Annotated in this window: 22 protein-coding genes; 11 read left to right on the forward strand and 11 right to left on the reverse strand. The window is 65.5% G+C overall.

Features of this window, described 5'->3' with window-relative positions:
• Positions 1 to 10 precede the first annotated feature (10 nt).
• Entirely contained in the window at positions 11 to 1,531 is a 1,521-nt protein-coding gene (locus tag ACOYW6_RS01390; RefSeq protein WP_423142048.1) for a sodium:solute symporter family transporter, read from the reverse strand.
• A gap of 226 nt (positions 1,532 to 1,757) precedes the next feature.
• Between ACOYW6_RS01390 and rpsU the strand changes: the two genes are divergently transcribed.
• The 9 genes from rpsU (at position 1,758) to gatB (ending at position 10,711) form a co-directional block, all read left to right on the forward strand.
• A complete protein-coding gene (rpsU, locus tag ACOYW6_RS01395; RefSeq protein ID WP_423142049.1) occupies positions 1,758 to 1,964 on the forward strand; it encodes a 30S ribosomal protein S21 in 207 nt (68 codons plus the stop codon).
• Between the two features lie 129 nt (positions 1,965 to 2,093).
• Positions 2,094 to 2,657 carry an FKBP-type peptidyl-prolyl cis-trans isomerase gene (locus ACOYW6_RS01400; RefSeq protein ID WP_423142050.1) on the forward strand — a complete coding sequence of 188 codons (564 nt, stop codon included), beginning with the start codon at positions 2,094 to 2,096 and terminating at the stop codon, positions 2,655 to 2,657.
• 144 nt (positions 2,658 to 2,801) lie between these two features.
• Positions 2,802 to 4,463, forward strand: a complete 1,662-nt coding sequence (locus ACOYW6_RS01405) for a DUF4153 domain-containing protein (protein ID WP_423142051.1) — start codon at positions 2,802 to 2,804, stop codon at positions 4,461 to 4,463.
• Positions 4,464 to 4,514: 51 nt separating this feature from the next.
• The gene (gene gatC, locus ACOYW6_RS01410; RefSeq protein ID WP_423142052.1) at positions 4,515 to 4,802 is read left to right on the forward strand and encodes an Asp-tRNA(Asn)/Glu-tRNA(Gln) amidotransferase subunit GatC; all 288 of its coding nucleotides are present in this window, start codon (positions 4,515 to 4,517) and stop codon (positions 4,800 to 4,802) included.
• A complete protein-coding gene (gene gatA, locus ACOYW6_RS01415; protein WP_423142053.1) occupies positions 4,802 to 6,286 on the forward strand; it encodes an Asp-tRNA(Asn)/Glu-tRNA(Gln) amidotransferase subunit GatA in 1,485 nt (494 codons plus the stop codon). Before gatC ends, gatA begins: the two co-directional genes overlap by 1 nt.
• 22 nt (positions 6,287 to 6,308) lie before the next feature.
• A complete protein-coding gene (locus ACOYW6_RS01420; RefSeq protein ID WP_423142054.1) occupies positions 6,309 to 7,031 on the forward strand; it encodes an FkbM family methyltransferase in 723 nt (240 codons plus the stop codon).
• 136 nt (positions 7,032 to 7,167) lie between these two features.
• On the forward strand, positions 7,168 to 8,310 hold the full coding sequence (locus tag ACOYW6_RS01425) for a glycosyltransferase family 2 protein (protein WP_423142055.1): 1,143 nt from the start codon (positions 7,168 to 7,170) through the stop codon (positions 8,308 to 8,310).
• Positions 8,311 to 8,428: 118 nt separating this feature from the next.
• On the forward strand, positions 8,429 to 9,154 hold the full coding sequence (locus ACOYW6_RS01430; protein ID WP_423142056.1) for a hypothetical protein: 726 nt from the start codon (positions 8,429 to 8,431) through the stop codon (positions 9,152 to 9,154).
• 51 nt (positions 9,155 to 9,205) lie between these two features.
• Positions 9,206 to 10,711 carry an Asp-tRNA(Asn)/Glu-tRNA(Gln) amidotransferase subunit GatB gene (gene gatB / locus ACOYW6_RS01435; protein ID WP_423142057.1) on the forward strand — a complete coding sequence of 502 codons (1,506 nt, stop codon included), beginning with the start codon at positions 9,206 to 9,208 and terminating at the stop codon, positions 10,709 to 10,711.
• Positions 10,712 to 10,744: 33 nt separating this feature from the next.
• Here the strand turns inward: gatB and ACOYW6_RS01440 are convergent, their stop codons facing one another.
• The 4 genes from ACOYW6_RS01440 to ACOYW6_RS01455 form a co-directional block, all read right to left on the reverse strand.
• On the reverse strand, positions 10,745 to 11,167 hold the full coding sequence (locus tag ACOYW6_RS01440; RefSeq protein WP_423142058.1) for a response regulator: 423 nt from the start codon (positions 11,165 to 11,167) through the stop codon (positions 10,745 to 10,747).
• A gap of 92 nt (positions 11,168 to 11,259) precedes the next feature.
• The gene (locus tag ACOYW6_RS01445) at positions 11,260 to 12,552 is read right to left on the reverse strand and encodes a sensor histidine kinase (RefSeq protein WP_423142059.1); all 1,293 of its coding nucleotides are present in this window, start codon (positions 12,550 to 12,552) and stop codon (positions 11,260 to 11,262) included.
• A 98-nt stretch (positions 12,553 to 12,650) separates the two neighbouring features.
• Entirely contained in the window at positions 12,651 to 12,974 is a 324-nt protein-coding gene (locus ACOYW6_RS01450; RefSeq protein ID WP_423142060.1) for a hypothetical protein, read from the reverse strand.
• Between the two features lie 127 nt (positions 12,975 to 13,101).
• On the reverse strand, positions 13,102 to 14,724 hold the full coding sequence (locus tag ACOYW6_RS01455; RefSeq protein ID WP_423142061.1) for a DUF6438 domain-containing protein: 1,623 nt from the start codon (positions 14,722 to 14,724) through the stop codon (positions 13,102 to 13,104).
• A 139-nt stretch (positions 14,725 to 14,863) separates the two neighbouring features.
• On the opposite strand from ACOYW6_RS01455, the gene uvrA reads away from it, so the two are divergent.
• Entirely contained in the window at positions 14,864 to 17,806 is a 2,943-nt protein-coding gene (gene uvrA / locus ACOYW6_RS01460) for an excinuclease ABC subunit UvrA (RefSeq protein ID WP_423142062.1), read from the forward strand.
• Between the two features lie 30 nt (positions 17,807 to 17,836).
• Here the strand turns inward: uvrA and ACOYW6_RS01465 are convergent, their stop codons facing one another.
• The 4 genes from ACOYW6_RS01465 to ACOYW6_RS01480 all read right to left on the reverse strand — a co-directional run bounded on the left by ACOYW6_RS01465 (position 17,837) and on the right by ACOYW6_RS01480 (position 20,268).
• Positions 17,837 to 18,274 carry a DUF488 family protein gene (locus ACOYW6_RS01465; protein ID WP_423142063.1) on the reverse strand — a complete coding sequence of 146 codons (438 nt, stop codon included), beginning with the start codon at positions 18,272 to 18,274 and terminating at the stop codon, positions 17,837 to 17,839.
• Positions 18,246 to 18,875 (reverse strand): DUF488 family protein, encoded by a 630-nt coding sequence (locus tag ACOYW6_RS01470; RefSeq protein WP_423142064.1) that lies wholly within the window; start codon positions 18,873 to 18,875, stop codon positions 18,246 to 18,248. Before ACOYW6_RS01470 ends, ACOYW6_RS01465 begins: the two co-directional genes overlap by 29 nt.
• Entirely contained in the window at positions 18,876 to 19,511 is a 636-nt protein-coding gene (locus ACOYW6_RS01475) for a dual OB domain-containing protein (protein WP_423143031.1), read from the reverse strand.
• Between the two features lie 154 nt (positions 19,512 to 19,665).
• Positions 19,666 to 20,268 carry a hypothetical protein gene (locus ACOYW6_RS01480; protein WP_423142065.1) on the reverse strand — a complete coding sequence of 201 codons (603 nt, stop codon included), beginning with the start codon at positions 20,266 to 20,268 and terminating at the stop codon, positions 19,666 to 19,668.
• Here ACOYW6_RS01480 and ACOYW6_RS01485 point away from each other — a divergent pair.
• Entirely contained in the window at positions 20,267 to 20,392 is a 126-nt protein-coding gene (locus ACOYW6_RS01485) for a hypothetical protein (RefSeq protein WP_423142066.1), read from the forward strand. The genes ACOYW6_RS01480 and ACOYW6_RS01485 overlap by 2 nt on opposite strands.
• A 72-nt stretch (positions 20,393 to 20,464) precedes the next feature.
• On the opposite strand, the gene ACOYW6_RS01490 is transcribed toward ACOYW6_RS01485, so the two are convergent.
• Positions 20,465 to 20,800 carry a hypothetical protein gene (locus tag ACOYW6_RS01490; protein ID WP_423142067.1) on the reverse strand — a complete coding sequence of 112 codons (336 nt, stop codon included), beginning with the start codon at positions 20,798 to 20,800 and terminating at the stop codon, positions 20,465 to 20,467.
• A gap of 78 nt (positions 20,801 to 20,878) precedes the next feature.
• Positions 20,879 to 21,787 carry an IS1595 family transposase gene (locus tag ACOYW6_RS01495; protein ID WP_423142068.1) on the reverse strand — a complete coding sequence of 303 codons (909 nt, stop codon included), beginning with the start codon at positions 21,785 to 21,787 and terminating at the stop codon, positions 20,879 to 20,881.
• Positions 21,788 to 22,010 lie beyond the last annotated feature (223 nt).

Here is a 22,010-nt window from a genome sequence, read left to right on the forward strand (position 1 = left end):
TGCCGCGCCCCTAGCTTACGCGGACCGCTTTGCCCATAGGCCGTCCAAGGGCGCAGACAGCCGCGGCGACCAGCGTGCCGATGGTAAGCTGCCACGGGAATGCGACCGTTCGCCACCCTGCGGGCAGGCCGAAGGTGTCGACGATCCACGGCTGGAACAGCAGCACGGTGACGAAGCCCGCCGCCAGCGCCGCGATCACCGAGGCAGAATTGCCGCGGCGGGTGAACAGCGCGATCGCATAGACGCCCAGCAGGCCCGAATAGGCGAACGCCATCACGCCCAGCACGAAGTCGAGCAGCGCGGCGTCCGCATAGTGCTGCCAGTAGTAGCTCAGCATCGCCATCGCCGACAGCGCCAGCCCGACGACCACGCTGGCGATCCGCCCGGCGCGCACGAAATGCGCCTCGCTGCGCGGCCCGCGCCGCTCGGCAAAGGGGCGGTAGAAATCGCCGACGATCACCGCCGCCATCGCGATCAGTTCCGAATTCATCGCCGCCGCCGCCAGCACGCCGACGACGGCCAGCCCGCGCAGTCCGGCCGGCATTTCGGTCAGGATCCAGTGCATGAACACGGTCACCTTCTCGCCGCGGAAGCTTTCGCCGGCGTTGCCCTGGTACGTCAGCCAGAGCAGCGATCCGATGACGAGGAACAGCGCGATCACCGGCAGCGAGATCGCCACGAAGCGGTACAGCGCGCGGGTGCCCTGGCGGGCGTCGCGGCAGGCCAGCAGCCGCTGGGTGGTGTCCTGGTCCAATCCCGAGGAGGCGGTGTTGAGCAGCGTCACGCCGATCAGCACGGCAGGCAGCGACCACGGCGAGGACAGGTTGAAGCTGAAATCCGCCAGCGCCAGCTTGCTGCCGCCCGGCGCATCCATCAGCCGCGCGATCGCCTCGCCGGTGGAGAACGGCAAGTGCGACCACAGCAGCGCCGCCGCGATCAGGGCCGCGCCGACATAGAGCACGACTTGGACAAGATCGCTCCAGATCACCGAATGCAGCCCGCCCATCAGCGTGAAGGCCAGGCCCAGGACCAGCAGCAGTATGGTCGCGATCAGCAGGTGGTGGGGCGCGATGTCGAGGAACAGGATCATCGAGACCGCGATGGCCGCCAGGTACAGCCGCGATCCGCTGGCGAATATCCGCCCGACGATGAACATCCCCGCCGCCGCCTTGCGCGCACGGGCATCGAAGCGCGCCTCGAGCAGTTCGTAGACGGTCGTCACCTTCAGCGCATAGAAGCGCGGCACCAGCACGTTGGCGACGATCCACGCCGCCAGCAGGCTGGCCAGCACCCCGCCCAGGTAGACGTAGCTGCCCCGGTACGAACTGTCGGGAACACCCAGAAAGGTCGCCGCCGACTGCACGGTGGACAGCATGGAGATCGCTACCAGCCAGGTCGGCGCGTGATGGCCGTCGAGGAAGTAATCCTCGGCGCGCTGCTGGCGCCGCGTCGTCGCCCACCCGGCACAGGCCAGCGCGGCCACGTAAAGCGCCAGCACCAGCCAGTCGAGCGATGTGAAGGATGTATGCAAGCGGACCCTCTCTGGTCGTGCTAGTCACCACAGCGGGCCGGCTTGCGCAATGCCCTCGCCGGCGGCTGGGCGGGTTGCAAAGCCCCGATTCGTCTGCTAGCGGGCCGCCTTCGCCGCCGTTCCGTCATGGATTCGGCGCACTTGTGTTCAGATATTTTCACAAGTCGCAATCCCCCGCGAAGGACAAGCGGGGTTCTGGTGGCTTGGCTACGAGGTGGTTCGGTTTATGCAAATCATGGTCCGCGACAACAATGTTGATCAGGCTCTCCGCGCGCTCAAGAAGAAGCTGCAGCGCGAGGGCGTGTACCGCGAGATGAAGCTGCGCCGTCACTACGAAAAGCCGAGCGAGAAGCGCGCCCGTGAAAAGGCTGCCGCCGTTCGCCGCGCCCGCAAGCTCGAGCGCAAGCGCGCTGAGCGCGACGGCGCGAAGTAGAGCTGGATTCGGCGCTGCTGCACGTGGGCTTGCCCGTGTGGCGGGCTTGAGCCAATAGGGCGCGGGGGCTGAACACCCCGCGCCTTTTTTGTTGCTGTTCTTTCCGTTGCACACGCCAGGATTTTCCCGATGACCGAGATTCACCGCGTTCCGCTCCAGCCGATCGCCAGGGGCGCGCTGACGAAGCTGTGGATCGGGCTGTTCGCGGTGGTGCTGGTCGGCGGCCTGCTGGCCTGGCGGGCGCTGCCAAGTCACGTCAAGGTGACCACGGTCACCGCCGGCACCGGCGCTTCGCCGACCGAGGAAGACGTCGCGCTGGTCAACTACGTCGGCCGCCTGCCCGACGGCAAGGTCTTCGATCAGGGCAAGCAGGCGGTGTTCCCGCTCCAGGGCGTTATCCCCGGGTTCACCCAGGCGCTGATGAAGATGCAGAAGGGCGGCAGCTACAAGGTCCATATCCCCTGGCAGCTGGCTTACGGCGACAAGGGCGCCGGCCCGATCCCGCCGCGCACCGACCTCGACTTCGATGTCGACCTGATCGACTTCCGCAACCGTGCCGAGATCGAGGCGCAGCAGCGCATGATCCAGCAGATGCAGCAGCAGATGAAGGGCGGGGCGCCCGGCGCGCCCGGCGCAGAGACCGCGCCCGGCGCGGTGCCCGAGGCGCCGCCCGCGGGGCCGGCGGGCAACTGAGCCCGCCAGCGTTCGCAAAAGGAGGGCCCGGCAGGCCTCCCTGACCGGCTGCTGGTGTCGTCTCCCCGGCACGCTCATCTTTCGCTCATGGCTTGACGGCGGCGCCGGCGCATGGCTCGTGCCGTAATGAGCAGGGGCAGGGCGATGAACAGGCAGCCAAGCGAACAGACCGAAATCGATGGCCCGCCGTGGCTGACCCCCGCCTTTGCGGTGCTGGGGATTGCCGCGGGGCTGCTGGTTCGTGCCGGGATCGAAGTTGGCCCGGCCGCGTCGTCCCCTGCGGGCGCCGCGCTTGCCGCCTTTGCGCTGTTCGCGGCCGGCAGCTTTGCCCTGATCTTCGATGCCGCGCGCTGGCGCGAACAGACGGTATTCGCGCTGGCGCTCGGCCTGGTCGAGGCCGGGCTGGCGTACAACCTGGCGCAGGCGGGGCGTCCCAGCGGCGATTACGCGCCTGCCGCAGCGATCGCGCTTGGCCTGATTGCCGTACCGCTGTTCCAGAGCCGCGCGCACCGGCTGCGTTTCGCCATCGACCCGGCCGAGGCGCACGGTCACGCCTGGACTGACGCAATCAGCGCGGGCGGGGCGCTGGCGTTTCTCGGCGCGTCGTGGATCGCGCTGACGGTCACGGGCGAGCTTTTCGCGCTGCTCAAGATCACGCTGGTCAAGGACGCCATCCGCAGCACGACGTTCGACTTCGCCTTTTCAGGGGCCGCGCTGGGCGCGGCGCTGTCGGTCATGCGCGAGCAGCGCCGCGTCGTGGCGACGTTGCAACTGGTGGCGATGACGGTGCTGTCGCTGCTGGCGCTGCCGCTGGCCGCCGTGCTGGTGGTTTTTCTCGGCGCGATGGTGGTCTCCGGCCCGGGTGTGCTGTGGGAGGCCACGCGCAGCGCCACCCCGGTGCTGATGGGCAGCGCCATCGGCGCGTTCTTCCTCGCCAACGCGGTCCTGCGCGATAGCGACGCGGACTTGCCGCGCAGCCGCGTGGTTCGTTTCGCCGGACTGGTCCTGCCGCTGGGCATCCTGCCGCTGGCGGTGTTCGCCGCCGTGTCGATGGGCACGCGCGTGGCGCAGCACGGCCTCAGTCCCGAGCGGCTGTGGGCGCTGGTGGCGATCGCGCTCGCCTGCGCGTGGGGCCTGGCATGGTGGGTGGCGGCGGCACGCGGACGGCTGGCCGGCTGGCCGGCGGCGATGCGGCGGGCGAACGTGCACATGGCGTTCGTCAGCCTTGTCGCCGCGGCGATCCTCGCGCTGCCGATCCTCGATTTCGGCGCGATCGCCGCCCGCAACCAGGTGGCGCGGCTGCAATCGGGCGCGGTTCAACCCGATGCCTTCGACTATGGCGCCCTGCGCTGGGACTTCGGTCCGGCCGGTCGCCGTGCCTTGGCTCGCCTGGCGTCCGACCCGCGCCCCCAGGTAAGGGACGGGGTGGCCGCCGCGATGGTCGGTGGCCGCGAGGCAAGGGTGCCCTATTTCGATCGCCAAGAGCAGGCGCGCCGCGCGGCGAAAGCCGTGATCCGGCCCGACGATCCGGATGTTCGCCGCGCCTTTGGCGCCTTTCTCACCACCCGGTCCTATTTGTGCGAACAAGGCTGCACCTTGCTCCGCCGCTCCGACCCGACGCGCTTTGCCCTTGTCGACGGTGGCATGGTCCTGGGCCTGTCGCTGCGCGGCGGTGCCTTCGTCCAGGAGCCTGACCCCGCACCGCCCGGCCGCTCCGCCGGCGGTCCTGCGCAGGTCGAAATCCGCAAGGTCACCCGCGAACAGGTTTTCGTCGACGGCAAGCCGGTGGGCGAACCACTCGATTGACGGCCCATTTGACGATTGAACCGGCCGGTTCGCCCCGCTAACGCCGCGGCCATGTCCGTTTCCCAAGAAACCGTGGCCAAAGTGGCCAAGCTGGCGCGTATCGCCATGACCGACGAGGAGGTCGCCGCGATGGTGCCCGAACTCAACGGCATCCTCGCCTGGGTCGAGCAGCTCGGCGAAGTCGATGTCAGCGGCGTCGCGCCGATGGCCTCGGTGATCCCGGGCGCGCTGCACTTGCGCGATGACGTGGTCACCGATGGCGGCGTGCGCGACGCGGTGCTGGCCAATGCGCCCGCGCCCGAGCACGGCTTCTTCGGCGTGCCCAAGGTGATCGAGTGATGAGCGACCTGACCGAGCTTGGCGTCGCGGCGATCCGCGACGGCGTCGCCGCGGGCGATTTCACCGCGGTCGAAGTGGCCGAGGCGTTCAACGCCAACGTCGCTGCCGCGTCGGCGCTCAACGCGTTCATCGTCACCACGCCGGAAAAGGCGCTGGAAGCCGCGCAGGCGACCGACCAGCGCCGCGCCGCTGGCGAGGCGCTGGGCAGGATGGGCGGCGTGCCGATCGGCATGAAGGACCTGTTTGCCACCAGGGGCGTGCAGACCACCGCCGCCAGTCACATCCTCGAAGGGTTCGTGCCGCAGTACGAAAGCACGGTTTCGCGCAAGCTCTGGGAAGCCGGCGCGGGGATGCTGGGCAAGCTGAACCTTGACCAGTTCGCGATGGGTTCGTCGAACGAGACCAGCTATTTCGGCAATGTCGTCAGCCCGTGGCGCCGCAAGGACGGCGGCAACGCCGCGTTGGCGCCGGGAGGCAGTTCGGGCGGCAGCAGCGCGGCGGTGGCGGCGCGGCTGTGCCCGGCGGCGACCGGGACCGACACCGGCGGATCGATCCGCCAGCCTGCCGCCTTCACCGGCATAACCGGCATCAAGCCGACCTACGGGCGCTGCAGCCGCTGGGGCGTCGTCGCCTTCGCCTCCAGCCTCGACCAGGCCGGGCCGATGGCGCGCGACGTGCGCGACTGCGCGATCATGCTGGGCGCGATGGCGGGTCACGACCCGATGGACGCGACCAGCCTGGACATGCCGGTGCCCGACTGGGAAGCCGGCCTCAGCCCGGACCTGGCGGGCAAGCGCGTCGGCATCCCGCGCGAATACCGGATGGACGGCATGGACGCCGACGTGGCCGCATCGTGGGAGCGGGGCATCGCCTGGCTCAAGGACGCGGGCGCGACCATCGTCGACATCAGCCTGCCGCACACGAAGTACGCGCTGCCGGCCTACTACATCATCGCCCCGGCCGAAGCCTCGTCCAACCTCGCCCGCTATGACGGCGTGCGCTATGGCCTGCGCGAGCTGCCGGACGGTGCCGGCCTGCAGGACATGTACGCCGCCACCCGCGCCGCCGGATTCGGCGCCGAGGTCAAGCGCCGGATACTGATCGGCACTTACGTGCTCAGCGCCGGTTTCTACGATGCCTATTACACGCAGGCGCAAAAGGTCCGCGCGCTGATCGCCCGCGATTTCGAGCAGGCGTGGGCGCACTGCGACGTCATCCTGGCGCCGACGGCACCCAGCGCCGCCTTTGCCCTTGGCGACAAGAGCGCCGATCCGCTGGCGATGTACCTGAACGACGTCTTCGCCGTGCCCGCCAGCCTGGCCGGCCTGCCGGCGATTAGCGTGCCCGCGGGCCTCAATCGCGAAGGGCTGCCGCTGGGGCTGCAGATCATCGGCAAGCCGTTCGATGAACAGGGTGTCCTGAACGCGGGTCTTGCGATAGAGACCCGGGCGGAGCCTGCGGAATTGCCTCACCGCTGGTGGTAGTTTTCGCCGGGGGAGGCCTGACGTGTCCTTGAAAACGATCCTGCGGCGCCATGCGCCGACATTGTACGATGCGCTGCGCGTGGTCGTCGGCCGCCATTTTGAGGTCTGGCCCCCGCGCGTGGTCTATGCCTACGACAATCTGCACACCACGCTCAAGCAGCTGTTCGACTTCGACAACGGCGTGTTCTTCGAAGTCGGCGCCAACGACGGGGTCGACGGTTCGAACACCGCCTACCTCGAGCGCTATCGCGGCTGGAAGGGCATCCTGGTCGAGGCGGTGCCGACGCTGTACATGAAGTGCCTCGAGGCACGGCCCCGCGCCCGGGTCTATCACGCCGCGCTGGTTCCGGCCGATTTCGACGAGAAGTTCATCGAGATCCACTACGCCAACCAGATGAGCCTGACCCGGCTGTCCGACATCGCGGTCGACAAGCATCTCGAACACGCGACGCCGTGGCTCAAGTACGACAACGCCGCCGCCATCGGGCAGACGTTCCTGGCCCCGACCAGGACGGCGCAGTCGGTCATCGACGACGCCGGGCTGCCGGAGATCGACTTGTTCTCGCTCGACGTCGAAGGTGCGGAACTGAGCGTGCTCAAGGGCATCGACTTCACCCGCACGCGGCCCAGGGCGTTCCTGATCGAATCCTTCGACGTGGCGGAGATCGACGCCTTCATGCGCAGCGTCGGTTACGTCCAGGTCGCGAAGGTATCGCACCGCGACTACCTCTACCGCCCCGCCTGACGCAGCGGCCCGGTAATCATTGCCGGGGCAAGGGCAAACCGAACGGCGGGAAGGCGCGCGAAAGCACGGTTAATGCGCTTGCTGACAGCCCGTTAAATCCATATTGACCCGGCAGGCGCGGGAGACTTTCGGGGTAATGTTACAGCGGTCCTCACCACCGCGCGGGTTTGCGATAACCTATACGATCAAGGACGAGGCTGCGCTGCTTCCGGGCGCGCTGGCCTGGCACCGCGCGCTCGGCTGCCGCAAGTTCTATATCTTCCTCGACGGGACCAGCGACGCGATGCGCGACTGGCTGCCGACACAGCCCGACGTGGTCGTGCGCGATTCGATCCGCGCCGACGATGTGATCGATCCGCCCGCCTGGATCGACTGGGTGCGCGAGAACGAGCGCGAGTGGATGGACGTGCGCAAGAACATCAACAGCTGGGTGGCCGCGCGCACCGCCGCAGCGGACGGCATTGCCTGGCTGGCCGCGATCGATCCCGACGAACTGATCCTTCCGCACCTGTTCCGAGACGACGACCCGGCGCAGATGGAGAAGTTGCTGGCTGAAGTGCCGGCAAGCTGCGACCAGGTGTTCCTGCCCAATTGCGACCTGCTGCCCACCGGCCAGCCCGTTGCCGGCCCGTTCGAGCAGCGGTATTTCCTGTCCCGCCTGCCCCGCCTGCACATGGCCAACCGGATCTTGCGCAAGATCGCCTGGGTGCTGACGCGCAGCCCGGTGGTCCAGGCGCGTGTCGAGGAAGGCTTCTACCGCCTGATGCTGGGCGACGCGATGCCCCGCACCCTGCGCGATCCCGCCACCGGCGAGCAGCTGCCCGGCGCCTATTTCCTGTCCTACGATTCGCAGAAGGCGATCCTGCGCACCGCGCGCTACGCCAGGTACCGGCCGCGCATCCATTACTGGGAAGACGCGCGCGGCCGCCGCAACGCGCACAAGCCGGCCTGGGCCCGCGTGCTCCATTTCGACCTCATCGACGTCGATCATTTCATGCACAAGTTCCGCCAGCGCCGCGGCACGCGCGAAGGTGCGCAAAGCCGTTTCGCGGTCCGCCACGTCATCGCCGACATCGCCATGAACCGGCCTGAACCGGAGGTGCGCAAGTTCTTCCTGGAATCGCTGTGCGTCGGCGATCCGGCGCGGCGGGCGATGCTGGCGCGGCGCGGCCTGGTCCGCGACCTGCCGCGCGTCGAGGCGTTCTTCGCGCAGCTTCGCGCATCGGAACCCAGGCCTGATCAGGGAACCCCCGGCGAGGCCGTGAATTCCCGATCATAGGTGCGCCATCCACGGCGAGCGGTTGATCCGCCCGGAGACGGGTGATAGGCCTGCGAACCGCAACGGCGCCGGACGGTCATATGGGACGATCGTGACTGAGCGCCGGGGGCATGGGTCGATGAATCTGAAATCCCTTATCCGGGACGCGCTGTCGCCGTTCCCGGCTTTCTATCGTGCGGCGTTCATGCTGGGCGCGCGGCGCACCAGCCTGCCGCTGATCGTGCGCAAGGACACCGAGATCGTGATCGAGGGCTATGCCCGGTCGGCCAACACTTATTCGGTGGTGGCGTTCTACCTGTCGCAAAAGCGGCCGGTGAAGATCGGACATCACCTCCACTCGATCGCGCAAGTGCTGACCGGCGTGAAGATGGGCATCCCGGTGATCGTGCTGATCCGCCGGCCCGAGGATTCGGTCCGCAGCCTGTCGCTGATCTTCCGCCAGGATCCCAATCACGAATTGCGGCGCTGGCTGTCGTTTTACCGCGCGGTCGAGAAGGTGCGCGACCACGTCGTCATCGCCGAGTTTTCCGACGTGATCGCCGATTTCGGTGCCGTCGTCGCCAAGGTCAACGCGCGCTGGGGCACCGACTTTGCCTGTTTCGAGACCAACGAGACGACGGTCGCCGAGGTGTTTGCCGAGATCGACCGCATCAACATCGAAAATCCGCAGCCGAGCGACGGCGGCAAGGCGATGTACGTCGCCCGCCCGACCCGCGAGAAGCGCGAGGCGCGCTCGGCCCAGCAGATCGCCTTCGAACCGGCCCTGCTGGCCCAGGCGCACGCCCTTATGGCCCGGCTGACTGGCAAGCCCGGCACGCTTGCGCCCGGCGCCGCGGCTGTCTAGCTAGCCGCTGCGCGCCGCGGCGGCGCGGCTGCAGGCAGGATACGAAGGCTCATGTACCGAATTCAGGGCGCCACCGGCGAATGGGAGGTCGTGATCGGCCTGGAAGTCCACGCGCAGGTGGTCTCCAATTCCAAGCTGTTCTCCGGCGCCGCGACCGCCTTCGGGGCCGAGCCCAACGCCCAGGTCAGCCTGGTCGACGCGGCGATGCCCGGCATGCTGCCGGTGCCGAACCGCGAATGCATCCGCCAGGCGGTGCGCACGGGCATGGCGATTGACGCCAGCATCAACAAATGGTCCCGGTTCGACCGCAAGAACTACTTCTACGCCGATCTGCCGCAGGGCTACCAGATCAGCCAGCTTTACCACCCGCTGGTGGGCGAGGGGCACCTCGACATTCTCGTCGAAGAAAAGGGTGCGCCGGACGACAAGAACCCGGACCAGGTGAAGCGTATCGGGATCGAGCGCATCCACGTCGAGCAGGACGCCGGCAAGCTGATGCACGACCAGCACCCGACGATGAGCTACGTCGACCTCAACCGCAGCGGCGTGGCACTGATGGAGATCGTCAGCCGCCCCGACATGCGCAGCCCGGCCGAAGCGGGCGCCTATGTGCGCAAGTTGCGCGCGATCCTGCGCTATGTCGGCAGCTGCGACGGCAACATGGAAGAAGGCTCGATGCGCGCCGACGTCAACGTCAGCGTGCGCAAGCCGGGCGACGAGTTCGGCACCCGTACCGAGACGAAGAACGTCAACTCGGTGCGCTTCGTCATGGCCGCGATCGAGCACGAGGCGCGCCGCCAGGTCGACCTGATCGAGGACGGCGGCACCGTGGTGCAGGAAACCCGCCTGTTCGATCCCGACAGCGGCACCACCCGGTCGATGCGGAGCAAGGAAGACGCACACGACTATCGCTATTTCCCCGACCCGGACCTGCTGCCGCTGGTGCTCGACGATGCGTTCCTCGACGATTGCCGTGCCTCGCTGCCCGAACTGCCCGACGCCAAGCGCGCCCGCTACGAAGGGGCGCTGGGCTTGTCGGCCTACGCCGCCGGCGTGCTGACCGCCGAAGTCGAAACCGCGCGCTGGTTCGAGGCACTGGTCGCCGCGGCCGCCGCCAAGGCCGGCAAGGACGAGGCCGAACTTGCCAGGCAGGCATCGAACTGGCTGATCTCCGAGTTTTTCGGCGCGCTCAACAAGCTTGGCAAGACGCTGGCGACCTCGCCCGTCTCGCCCGACCAGGCGGCCGGGCTGCTGGCGCTGATCGCGGACGGCACGATCTCGGGCTCTATCGCCAAGCAGGTGCTCGAAAAGATGCTCGAGAGCGGCGACAGCGCCAACACCATCGTCGAGCGCGAAGGGCTGAAGCAGGAGAGCGACACCGGCGCGATCGACGCCGCGGTGGCCAAGGTCCTGGCCGACAACGCCGACAAGGTCGAACAGTACCGCGCCGGCAAGGAGGCGCTGTTCGGCTTCTTCGTCGGCCAGACGATGAAGGCCATGCAGGGCAAGGCCAATCCGCAGGTCGTCAACCAGGCGGTTCGCGCGCAGCTGGGATAAGGTTCGCCGCCGCGACGGGCGGCAGGCAGGCCGTCAGCCCAGCAGGCTGACCACCTCGGCAACCAGCCGCTCGGTCAGCACCGGTTTCATCAGCAGCCGCGCACCGGGAAAACGGGCCAGCAGGTCGATCCGGTCACCGTGGCCGGTATGGAAAACGAACGGCACGCCCGCCGCGCTCAGCGCCTGGGCCACCGGGATCACCGGGCGCCCGGCGATATCGACATCCAGCACCGCCGCGTCGATGCCCGCTACGCCGCTGACCAGTGACAGCGCCTGGTCCAGCGAAACTGCCGGGCCGATCACGTGTGCGCCGGCGTCTTCGAAGGCGAATTCCAGGTCGAGCGCCAGCATCGCCTCGTCCTCGACCACCAGGATCCGGCGGCCCGACAAGCGGCGATCGAGCGATGTCGGTCCGGCTGCATCGGCTGGACCGTCACCCGCGCCCGACACCGTCATCGCAACGAGCGGCGCTGCATGGTTGGGGCCTGACCTGGTGAGGGGAAGAGATGGTAAACCGATCATCGCCGAAGCATTAACCATGACACCTGTTAATCAACTTTAAATTCGAATTCGACCGCAATGCCATCGGGTTGCCAGGACCGGGTCATCGTGCCGCCAAGCTGGCGCGATGCCAGCGTCATCATCGTCGTGCCGAAACCCCCGGCATTTTCCCCCGGGTGCTGGCTCAACGCGCCCATTCCGGATTCGATCCAGCGCAAGGCGATTTTGCGGCTTTGTGACACTTGGGTCACGTCCCATTCAAGCCGGACCCGGCCGCTATCCCCGTTCAGCGCGCCGTGCTTCACCGCGTTGGTGGCCAGTTCATGGACCACCAGCCCGATCGGGGTGATCGCCCGCACCGGCAGGACAACCTCGGGCCCGGCCAGCGCCAGGCGATCGAGGTCGTAGGGCTCAAGGCACCGCTCCAGCACACTGCGCAGCGGCACCGCGTCGACATTGCCTTCGCCCAGGCTGGCCGAATGGGCCAGCGCCAGCGCGTGGATCCGCGCGCGCAGGTCGTCGCCCAGCGCCTGGCCCTCGGGATGGCGCCGGCTCGACAGGCCGACCAGCGACATGATCACCGCGAACACGTTCTTCACCCGGTGATTGAGCTCGCGCAGCAGCAGCTCGGCCCGGTCGTTGGCGTCGCGTAGCGCGGCCGCCTGCCCGGCCAGCACGGTTGCCTGGGCGCGGCGGCGCTCGGTCCGCAGCGCCGCAAACACCAGCGCCAGCATGGCCAGGCACAGGACCATTTCGAGCGGCAGGAGCATGTTCTCCGCCCGCTCCGCGCGCGCGATGCCGGCATCGCGGCTGGCCTTCTCGTTTGCGGCCAGCACCGCGATCTGGGTGCGGATCGCGTCCATCACGCGGCGTCCCTCGCCGCCGCCGACGACGGCCAGCGCCTCGGCCCGGTGGCCCGCGCCGACCAGCGCGATCGTCCGGTCCAGTTCGCCGACCTTGCGCGCGACGAGGGCCCGCAGCGGGATCAGCGCCTGCGGCGATCCGGTCAGCGAGCTGCTGGAAAACTGCCGCTCGACTTCGGCCATGTCGGGATCGATACGGCCGCGCGCCGCGCGGAATGGCCCAAGGTAGCTGTCCTGCGCGGTCAGCACGTAGCCGCGCTGGCCGGTCTCGGCGTTGAGCAGGTCGGTTTCGACCAGGTTGAGCGCGATCAGCGCGTCGCCGTTTTCGGAGGCATGGCGGCGCGCATCGCGCTGCGCCAGGGTGGTGTAGCCAACCAGCGCCGCCAGCAGCGCCAGCACCGCGGTCAGCCCCACAAGCAGTCCGCTGCCGCCGCGGGCGCGGATCGTGTCGTTCGCCGGTGCCGCCCCCGCAGCCATCAAATTGCCTTTGCGATTCAGCGATTTGCCGCTGAGGCCGCAGACTTAGCCGGATTGCCCGCGATTCGGCAATCCCCCGCACCCACCGTCCGTGTGCATTAGTGCGCGCAATACCGCGCATCGCCGGCGTTGCAGCGCGCCACCGCGCGGCGCCAATCGGCCATCTGCCGCTCGTAGTCGGCCTGGCGGCGGGCGTTCTCGCCATCCACGCCGCGCCAGGCCTGCCAGCCGGCGGCATAACCCGCGTCGCGCGCCTGGACCCTGGCCAGCTGCTGCTGGTTCAGCCGCCTCACCATCGCCGCATCCCGCGCCCGCGCGGCGGCATTGCGCATCGCCGCGTCATTGGGATCGTCGGCCAGCGCGGCCTGCGATCCCAAGGCCAGAACCAGCGCCGCGGCGCCCGCCAGACGAACGAATTTCATAAGTGCGACCCTCCCGAAACCTGGCGCCCAGCCTGCCGAGACGCCGCTGAACGCGCGGTGAGCGGCTTGGTGCGCGAAAGTGCCGGCGGCGGCGGCGGCGACACGGCAGTTTCGTCGTCACGAAGCCTCAAGGTACGCCGTGCTGGTCGAGCCACTCCGTGGTCGTTTGCCAGTGGCTATTTCTGGCCAGTTGACGCAGGGTCTTCTTTCCATCGGCGACACGGGGGTTCGCTCCGCGATCCAGCAGGAGGAGGACGACGCGTTCGTCTTCGCCGCTCATCAGGGTGGGCAGTCCACTGGATGTCTTGTTGGGGTCGGCTCCCGCATCGAGAAGAACCCGCGCGACATCGGGGTCGTTGAGGCCCATCAGCGGGGTCCAGCCGATATCGTCGCGCACCTCCAGCGGCACCCGAAGAGCAATGAGGCTGCGTGCAAACGCCACGCGGCGAGCCGAGGATACAGTGGCGCACGCCGTCCACCTCGAGCGCAGCGCGTGCAGCGCCGTCGCGGTGCCGTCGCTCCACTTCGCGCGATAACCCTTCGGATCGGCGCCGGCTTCGACGAGGGCCTGCGCTATGGCTGGACTGCACCCGGCCCCGCCCGCCAAGGCCCGGGTCAGCTCGCCGGTCCCGATCCCCGCGAGCTGCTTCTTGTCGGCCATCTCCTGAAACAGGGCCTCATCGCCAATGTCCGCTGCGTACAGGGCGATGGCAGCGCCGACTTTCCGGTTTTCGCCCGGTCGGCCGCGCGGGTCGGGGACCGGCTGCTCGAGGTTCAGCCCGGCGTCAATCGCCTGGCGAATGAGCGTGGTCACACCGACCGTTTCGTCGGATGCCGGTCTCAGCGCGATCGCCGCGCCGACCAGTTGTGCGGCGGCCGGCGTACGGAAATCGAAGTGTTCCGCCTTGAGCGATGCGATCGTGGCGGCATCCCCGCTGATCCATCGACGGGTCTGCGCGAGTTCGTCCACCGCGTCCTCGAGCTGGCGCACGCTATCGGGCATGCCGACCGACGGTCCCGCGTAGTCGATCACCTGCTTGGTCGTGCCGCCGACCCGCAGCGTCAGCGAATAAGTCGGATTGTCCGTGACGCCCGCGCGGTAGGTGTCTTGCAGGCCCATGAACTGCGCATCGCGAAAACGGGTTACGAGCGCGGCGACGGACGCCGGATCGACGGTATCGCGATGTTGACCCGGCCACAGGACCGACAGCCCGTTGAAAGCGGCATGAACCTGCGAATCGGTGCCCGGAAACAGGCTTTCGGGCGTTTCGAATACGACGGCGCCCGTTCCATCGATTGTGACCCTGTAGTTGGGACAAGTGCCGTAGCATGCGGTCCGTTCAAGCGTGATGGAAACATCCTGCGGGGCGGCCGTGGGAAATTGGCGGGACGGATCGGGGACGATTTCAGGTGGCAGGAGCTGGATCTCGACCGTGCCGACCGCCATGACCGGGCGATCGCGATAGATGAACGGCTTGAACGTCCACTGGCGCGCCGCCTCGACCGCCGGTCCGGCTCCCGTATCGGACATGGGGTTTGCCGGCCACGCTTCGACCACCTTGCCCTGCTTGTCGATGGTCACACCGACCTGGAAGGTCGAAAAGGACTGTGCACCGGCAACGCGCGCCGTGGTCGGCCCGGAAATCCGGTAGGAACCGAGATCGCTGAAGCCGATCGGTGTGTCCGGCGATTGCGCGGCGGCGCAGCCAGCAAGCCCGAAAATGGCGATCAGCAGGCTGAGCAATTTCATTCCAGGTCCCCCATCGTTCGCTTTTGTCCAACACATTCCGCTGCTTGCCAAGTTGCAACCTTTGGCCGCGCTCCCCATTTGTCAGGGGGCGCGGTCGCGCGCTTGAAACCTGCGAACAAATCTGGAACATCGCCGCATCATGCAGAACAAGATCGTCGTGCGCGGCGCGCGCGAGCACAACCTCAAGGGCTTCGATGTCGAGCTTCCGCGCGACAGCCTGATCGTGATCACCGGCCTGTCGGGCAGCGGCAAGTCCAGCCTCGCCTTCGACACCATCTATGCCGAGGGCCAGCGCCGCTATGTCGAGAGCCTGAGCGCCTATGCGCGCCAGTTCCTGGAGATGATGCAGAAGCCCGATGTCGAGCATATCGACGGGCTCAGCCCCGCGATCTCGATCGAGCAGAAGACCACCAGCCGCAACCCGCGTTCCACCGTGGCGACGGTGACCGAGATCTACGACTACATGCGTCTGCTGTGGGCGCGCGTGGGCGTGCCCTATTCGCCCGCCACCGGCCTGCCGATCGAGGCGCAGACCGTGTCCAACATGGTCGACCGCGTGATGGCGCTGCCCGCGGGGACGCGGCTCTACCTGCTCGCCCCCGTGGTGCGCGGCCGCAAGGGCGAATACCGCAAGGAGCTGGCCGAATGGCAGAAGGCCGGCTTCACCCGCGTCCGCATCGATGGCGAAATGTACGAGATCGAGGCCGCGCCCGCGCTCGACAAGAAGTACAAGCACGACATCGAGGTCGTGGTCGATCGCCTGTCGGTGCGCGAAGGGATCGAAACGCGGCTTGCCGACAGCTTCGAACAGGCGCTCAAGCTGGCCGAGGGGCTGGCTTATGTCGACCTGGCCGACGGCATCGTCCCGGGGCGCGAGGAAGAGGACGCCACCGGCACCAACCGCGCCGGTTCGCTTAAAGGCGCGGGCCTGCCCGCCAACCGCATCGTGTTCAGTGAAAAGTTCGCCTGCCCGGTCTCGGGCTTCACGCTGGAAGCGATCGAGCCGCGCCTGTTCTCGTTCAACGCCCCCCAGGGCGCCTGCCCGGCGTGCGACGGGCTGGGCGAAAAGCTGCTGTTCGATCCCCAACTGGTCGTCCCGAACGAGAACCTCAGCCTCAAGCAGGGCGCGGTGGTGCCGTGGGCCAAGTCCAACCCGCCGTCGCCTTACTACATGCAGGTCCTCGCCAGCCTGGCGAAGGAGTTCGGCTTCGACCTGACCACCGCGTGGGGCGAACTGCCCGAGAGCGCGCAGGACACCATTCTGCACGGCACCAGGGGCAGGGCCGTCCCGCTCACCTTCCAGGACGGGCGCAAGTCCTACACCGTGAAGAAGGCGTTCGAGGGCGTGATCGGCAACCTCAACCGCCGCATGCTGCAGACCGAAAGCGCCTGGATGCGCGAGGAGCTGGGCAAGTTCCAGACCGCGCAGCCGTGCGAGGTCTGCCACGGCAAGCGCCTCAAGCCCGAGGCGCTTTCGGTCAAGATCGCGGGCGAGGATATCTCCACCGTCACCCACCTCTCCGTCGCCGCCGCCGTCCCGTGGTTCCTCGACCTGCCGGCAAAGCTGACCGACCAGCAGCGCCAGATCGCCCGCGCCATCCTGAAGGAAATCGACGAGCGGCTGGGCTTCCTCAACAACGTCGGGCTCGACTACCTCAACCTCGACCGCACCAGTGGCACGCTGTCGGGCGGCGAGAGCCAGCGCATCCGCCTCGCCAGCCAGATCGGCAGCGGGCTGTCGGGCGTGCTCTACGTGCTGGACGAACCCAGCATCGGCCTGCACCAGCGCGACAACGACCGGCTGCTGGTGACGCTGAAACGCCTGCGCGACCTCGGCAACACCGTCATCGTGGTCGAGCATGACGAGGACGCGATCCGCGCCGCCGATCACGTGGTCGATCTCGGCCCCGGCGCCGGCGTCCACGGGGGCGAGATCGTGGCCCAGGGCAAGCTCAAGGATATCCTCAAGGCCAAGGCCAGCCTCACCGGGCAGTACCTCTCGGGCAAGCGCAGCATCGAGGTGCCCGCCGTCCGCCGCCCCGCCGCCGGGATCACGAAGAAGAACCCCGCCGGCAACTGGATCGAGGTGAAGAACGCCCGCGCCAACAACCTGAAGGGCGTCACCGCGCGCATCCCGCTGGGCACCTTCACCTGCATCACCGGCGTATCGGGCAGCGGCAAGTCGTCGCTCACGCTCGATACGCTCTACGCCGGCGCGGCGCGGGCATTGAACGGCGCGCGCGTCATCGCCGGCCCGCACGACGCCATCACCGGGCTGGACCTCTGCGACAAGGTGATCGAGATCGACCAGTCCCCCATCGGCCGCACGCCGCGCTCAAATCCCGCGACCTATACCGGCGCCTTCACCCAGATCCGCGACTGGTTCGCCGGCCTGCCCGAAAGCGCGGCGCGCGGGTACAAGCCGGGGCGGTTCTCGTTCAACGTCAAGGGCGGCCGGTGCGAGGCGTGCCAGGGCGACGGCCTGATCAAGATCGAGATGCACTTCCTCCCCGACGTCTACGTCACCTGCGAGGAATGCGGCGGCAAGCGCTACAACCGCGAAACGCTGGAGGTGAAGTTCAAGGGGCACTCCATCGCCGACGTGCTCGACATGACGATCGAGGACGCGGAATCCTTCTTCAAGGCCGTCCCCCCCATCCGCGACAAGATGCACATGCTGAACGAGGTGGGCCTCGGCTACGTCAAGGTCGGCCAGCAGGCGACGACGCTGTCGGGCGGCGAGGCGCAGCGCGTGAAGCTCGCCAAGGAACTCAGCCGCCGCGCCACCGGCAACACGCTCTATATCCTCGACGAGCCCACTACCGGCCTCCACTTCGAGGACGTGCGCAAGCTGCTGGAAGTGCTGCAACGCCTGGTCGACCAGGGCAACTCGGTGGTGGTGATCGAACACAACCTCGACGTCATCAAGGTCGCCGACTGGATCGTCGACCTCGGCCCCGACGGCGGCGTGCGCGGCGGCGAGATCATCGCCGAGGGCACGCCGGAGGATGTGGCCGGGAATGCGCGGAGTTACACCGGGCAGTACCTCAAGCCGCTGCTGGCGAGGAAGGCGGCGGCCTAAGCTTAGCGCGGCCTTACAAAGGTTCGCGTGTCAAAGATGCCTAATTTCAACGCCTTGCAGAACATCGCGAAGATATTCTGCAGCGAGCCTACGATGACAGTGGTCCGGCTCATGCTCGCTGCACAGCAGGCATGAGTTGTCCAACAAGCCGTCATTCACAAAGCGTTTTTCGACACTCTTTGACGACAAATTAGCCAGATACCGACGGGCGTACTCGTCCCACCCGATTTGCTTCTCACGGTAAGCCTTCAAGAGCGCCTTATCGGGGGCCAATAGGTCCTCGGCGCGATAGGATATTGAAGCAATTTCAGACAGAAAGAAATTAAGATCTGTCTCTTTCGAAAAGCCCGCCAGCTGAGACGTCCGATTGGCGCGAGTGTCTAGAACACGTTTTACGCCTGAAACGCGAAGTCTATTGAAAAAATGCTGCGCGGTACTTTTAGTGAAGCCTATCGTGTACAGTTTCATTTCGACTCCATTCGCCTCCCTCGGAGTAGGAGATAGCATCGCCTTGTTTACGATAAGCCAATCTAATGCCCTCGTTGCGCTCGGCTTCAGTTCGTAAAAGTGGCGGCGGGGCTGTCCCGTAAAGATCGATAAGGCGCTCCTCTAAATCCTGATGCGTCTCGATCCGTCCGTTCGAGTGGATGTGCCTTATGTCCGGCACCAAGGAAGCAAGATGTCGCGACACTAAGATCGCCCGATGACATTCTATAGGATCGGCCTCAGAACATACCAACGCTAATCCTGAAACCTTAGAGCCGGACTGAAGGCGATTTAGCGCCTCTTTAAAAATATCCTGCTTAGAGATCCGATCATACTCGGCCCGCCCACCCAAGTAACAAGACCGATCTTTTGGCCGCGCGCCTAATGCATCGCCAAAAAAAGCATATTTCAGACCCCTAGAATTGAGACTTCGTTTGAACTCTGCTCTCGAAAATTCGGGCCTATAACGCGAGCTCGGATATGACCGGACGTCACAAACAATAGTGCAGTGGTTAGCAACCAGATGGTCAATGAACTCGTCGATCTTAACGCCCGAATATCCGATGGTGTGGATAGGGTTCATTTAATTTCCTATGACGCCATTAACTTGCAGGTAGCACCTTTTGGGGTCGTAGTCGTGATTGGGGCCGTCCCACTCGCGAGCCAGTCCGAGCCGGACTGCAATGTGCGACGAGGCGCCGTCAATCCGGCCGCGAAGGTTTTCGACACCTGCAGTAGGGTCACCAGCGCTCCGTGCGGCGAGGTCTGTTACTGGCAAATTGTACCAACCATCGTAGCACGGAAAAGACAGTTGAATTTTTTCAAACTTGTCACTTAGCTTTATTGAATGCTTAGGTTGAACGACACAGAAGAGCGAGCGACATTCGGAACCGGCGTTAACATACTTTTTTGCCATAATGTGGGGATCGAGCACGCTTGCGACGCTGACTGATGCAGTAGCATTGCACGCTGAGAATAACTCTGTGTTCGTTGCCTCTCCAGCCACCCCGACTGTGAGGACAAAAAAGTCCTCATGAGCGTGTGGAAAGGACCGGTGGGGCGTATTTCCAGGCTCTAGATTGAGAACGTTCCCGACAACCATGTATCCTCCATTTACCCACTTTTCTTCTTCCCAATTAGTGCCGTCTGTCTTCAACGGCCTTACCATCGCACCGCTCGCCAGATCGATGCCCGCTACGCAGACAAGCCCACCTGTCATGCGCGTCACTTCCGTGACGAGCACTTTGCGAAACTGGCGGCAATTATATACTTTACTTAGCAAGGATTCGGGACTATCTGCGAGCAGCGTGACAGGCTGGAGATTGAGATAACGCCTTCGCAGCTCCAGGCTGCGGAGCAGGTGTTGCTTGGCTTTAACCCTGAGTGGGATCGGGCACAGGAAGCGCTACAGACCCTGCTGCGTGGTATCCTGAATCCGGCGGTCCGTTTGCAGTTGTCCAAATGATCGACGGCGGAACCGGGTCTCCGAGATTTGGCTCAACCAAGGCGTTGAAGCGCGCGAGGCATTGGACCATCAGCACAGAGGCGGCGCACGCTCTGTCATGTAGCCCTTCGAGTTGTTCAGCGTAGAAGCGTTGTTTTGGTTTGGTTCGGCTGAACGGGCCGACGCGATAATCGACATAATCTGCGGTAAAGCGACCCCAGCAGCCGTGCGTGACTAAGTTCCTATCGGGTATGATTGCCTTGAGTGCGGCTACTGCTCCCTCGACGATTGCCTTTGTGGCGGCATCGGGAATTCTCGCGGTGCCGTCCGCTAGGGCTTGAACGCGAGCAGAGAGCATTCGGTCCTTTAGGAAGGCGTTGTATTGCTCCTGCGTGATCCCATGCACGGAGCAAATGAGCCAAGTGAGGAATTCGTCGATCTGCCCGAAGGCTATCGTGATGCGTCCGACGAGGATAAGCTCCCTTTCGGAAAGCGGCACTTCAAAGGCCGGCTGATGGAGATGTTCGGTCATGACTGATTCCGATGAAACCTATTCGCCAGAGGAAACCAAGCGCCGCGAGGAAGCGGCACTAAAGCGGATGCTGGCAACGCCACACAAGCCGCACAAGCCCGCTAAGGACAAGCCGAAAGGATAGATCATGGGCCATGCGTCGGACTGCGCCACAAATGACGGTCCGGCCTTCCTTCCTGGCCCTTGCGATTGCGGCTTAGACGTAGGCCCACTCGATCCGAGTGAAGCCTTCGTCCCGATTGTTCTTGTTGGAGCGTGGCGGGGCCGCTTGGCGATTAGAGAGCGCAACGCTGAAACATTCATCGAAGCAAAGCAGTCGAAAATTCGCGGAGGGCGCGGGGTTCGATTGCGGCTCGACCTGATAGACCCGCATAGCTGGTCGATTTTTGAGCGAGGTGCCGACCACCTGGACCTCAACCACACGTGGTTTCCCATCGTAGCGGAGCGAGAGACAAACCCTCTTTTGGCCAGCCTCAACCGCAAGCTGCCGATTGCGATTAGCCTCAAAAGTATTTGTCGGTTTGTCAGCCATGCGGTGAGGTTGCCGCGCCTCTCTTAGCGAGTCCAGCGTTTGCGCGGCTCACCAATCTGGCGGGGAATACGCGCCAGCTTAGGCGGCGAGTTTATCAGTCCGCCGATAGGTAAGGCGGCGACCCTCGCCACCCTTGAGGATGGCGGCGGCACGTTCGGCGTCGTTCATATCGCGGGTGTTGTAGCGAAGATCGAACTCGGCGCAGTAGCGGCCAAGGTGGGCCTCGCTCATGTGGTGATAGGTGCCGATCACGCCGCGCTTGAAGATCGAGAAGAAGTTTTCGGCGGTGTTGGAGTGTTTGAAGCCGCCGAGGGTGACATACTCGCCAGCGGAGTGATTGACCTTGCTGTGGCCGTTAAACTCGCGGCCCATGCGGGTGTAGATGGGGCTTTCGTCGGTCATGAGGTGCGAGGCGCGATCAACGTGCGTCACGACCAGCGCGCGAACGTCCTTGGCGTTGACGTTGGCAACATGGAACGAACGCGCGTGACCATCGCGCTCCACTAGGGCGACAACGGCCTTCTTGGGGGCGGGCTTGCGGGTGGCGCGGTTACGAGCCTTGCCGCCGACATAGGTTTCATCGGCCTCTACAACGGCATCCTTGCCGCCGAGGGGGCCTTGAGGGGCGGCACCGTCCATCGCTTCGCGGATACGGTGGCAAAGGAACCACGCCGACTTGTAGGTGACGCCGAGCATACGGGCCATCTGCGATGCGCTCATGCCCTTCTTGGAAGCGGCCATGAGGTGCGTTGCCAGCAGCCACTTGTGCAGCGGGATATGCGAACGCTCCATGACGCTGCCAGTGCGGACGGTGAACTTGTCGCGGCAGTCATTGCAGAGGAACATACCGGCCTGGGTCTTGCCTTCCATGCGGCGGACACGGACCGAACCACAGTGAGGGCAGACAGGCTCACCATTCCAGCGCGAGGCCTCGATATGGGCCAGCGCCTTGGCTTCGTCGTGAAAGATGGGGTCGGTGATATTCATGGCTGCGTTCCTTGTGAGGATCGTATGCCAGAGTGACGGTGCTAAGTAAAGTATATAATTGCCAAACTGGCAATCAAACTTTGCATTCAGCGTTGCGAGCATACCGACGTTCCCCCATGCCAGATTCATATTGCATCCTGAAATAACAGCGTAAACCTTAAATAAAAAAATGGCTCCATTCCAGTTGGCGGGATCATAGTCATCGCTATATACTCAATGTTTC

The sequence above is a fragment of the Parablastomonas sp. CN1-191 genome, from assembly GCF_049354825.1.
In the GTDB taxonomy this organism is placed as follows: domain Bacteria; phylum Pseudomonadota; class Alphaproteobacteria; order Sphingomonadales; family Sphingomonadaceae; genus Novosphingobium.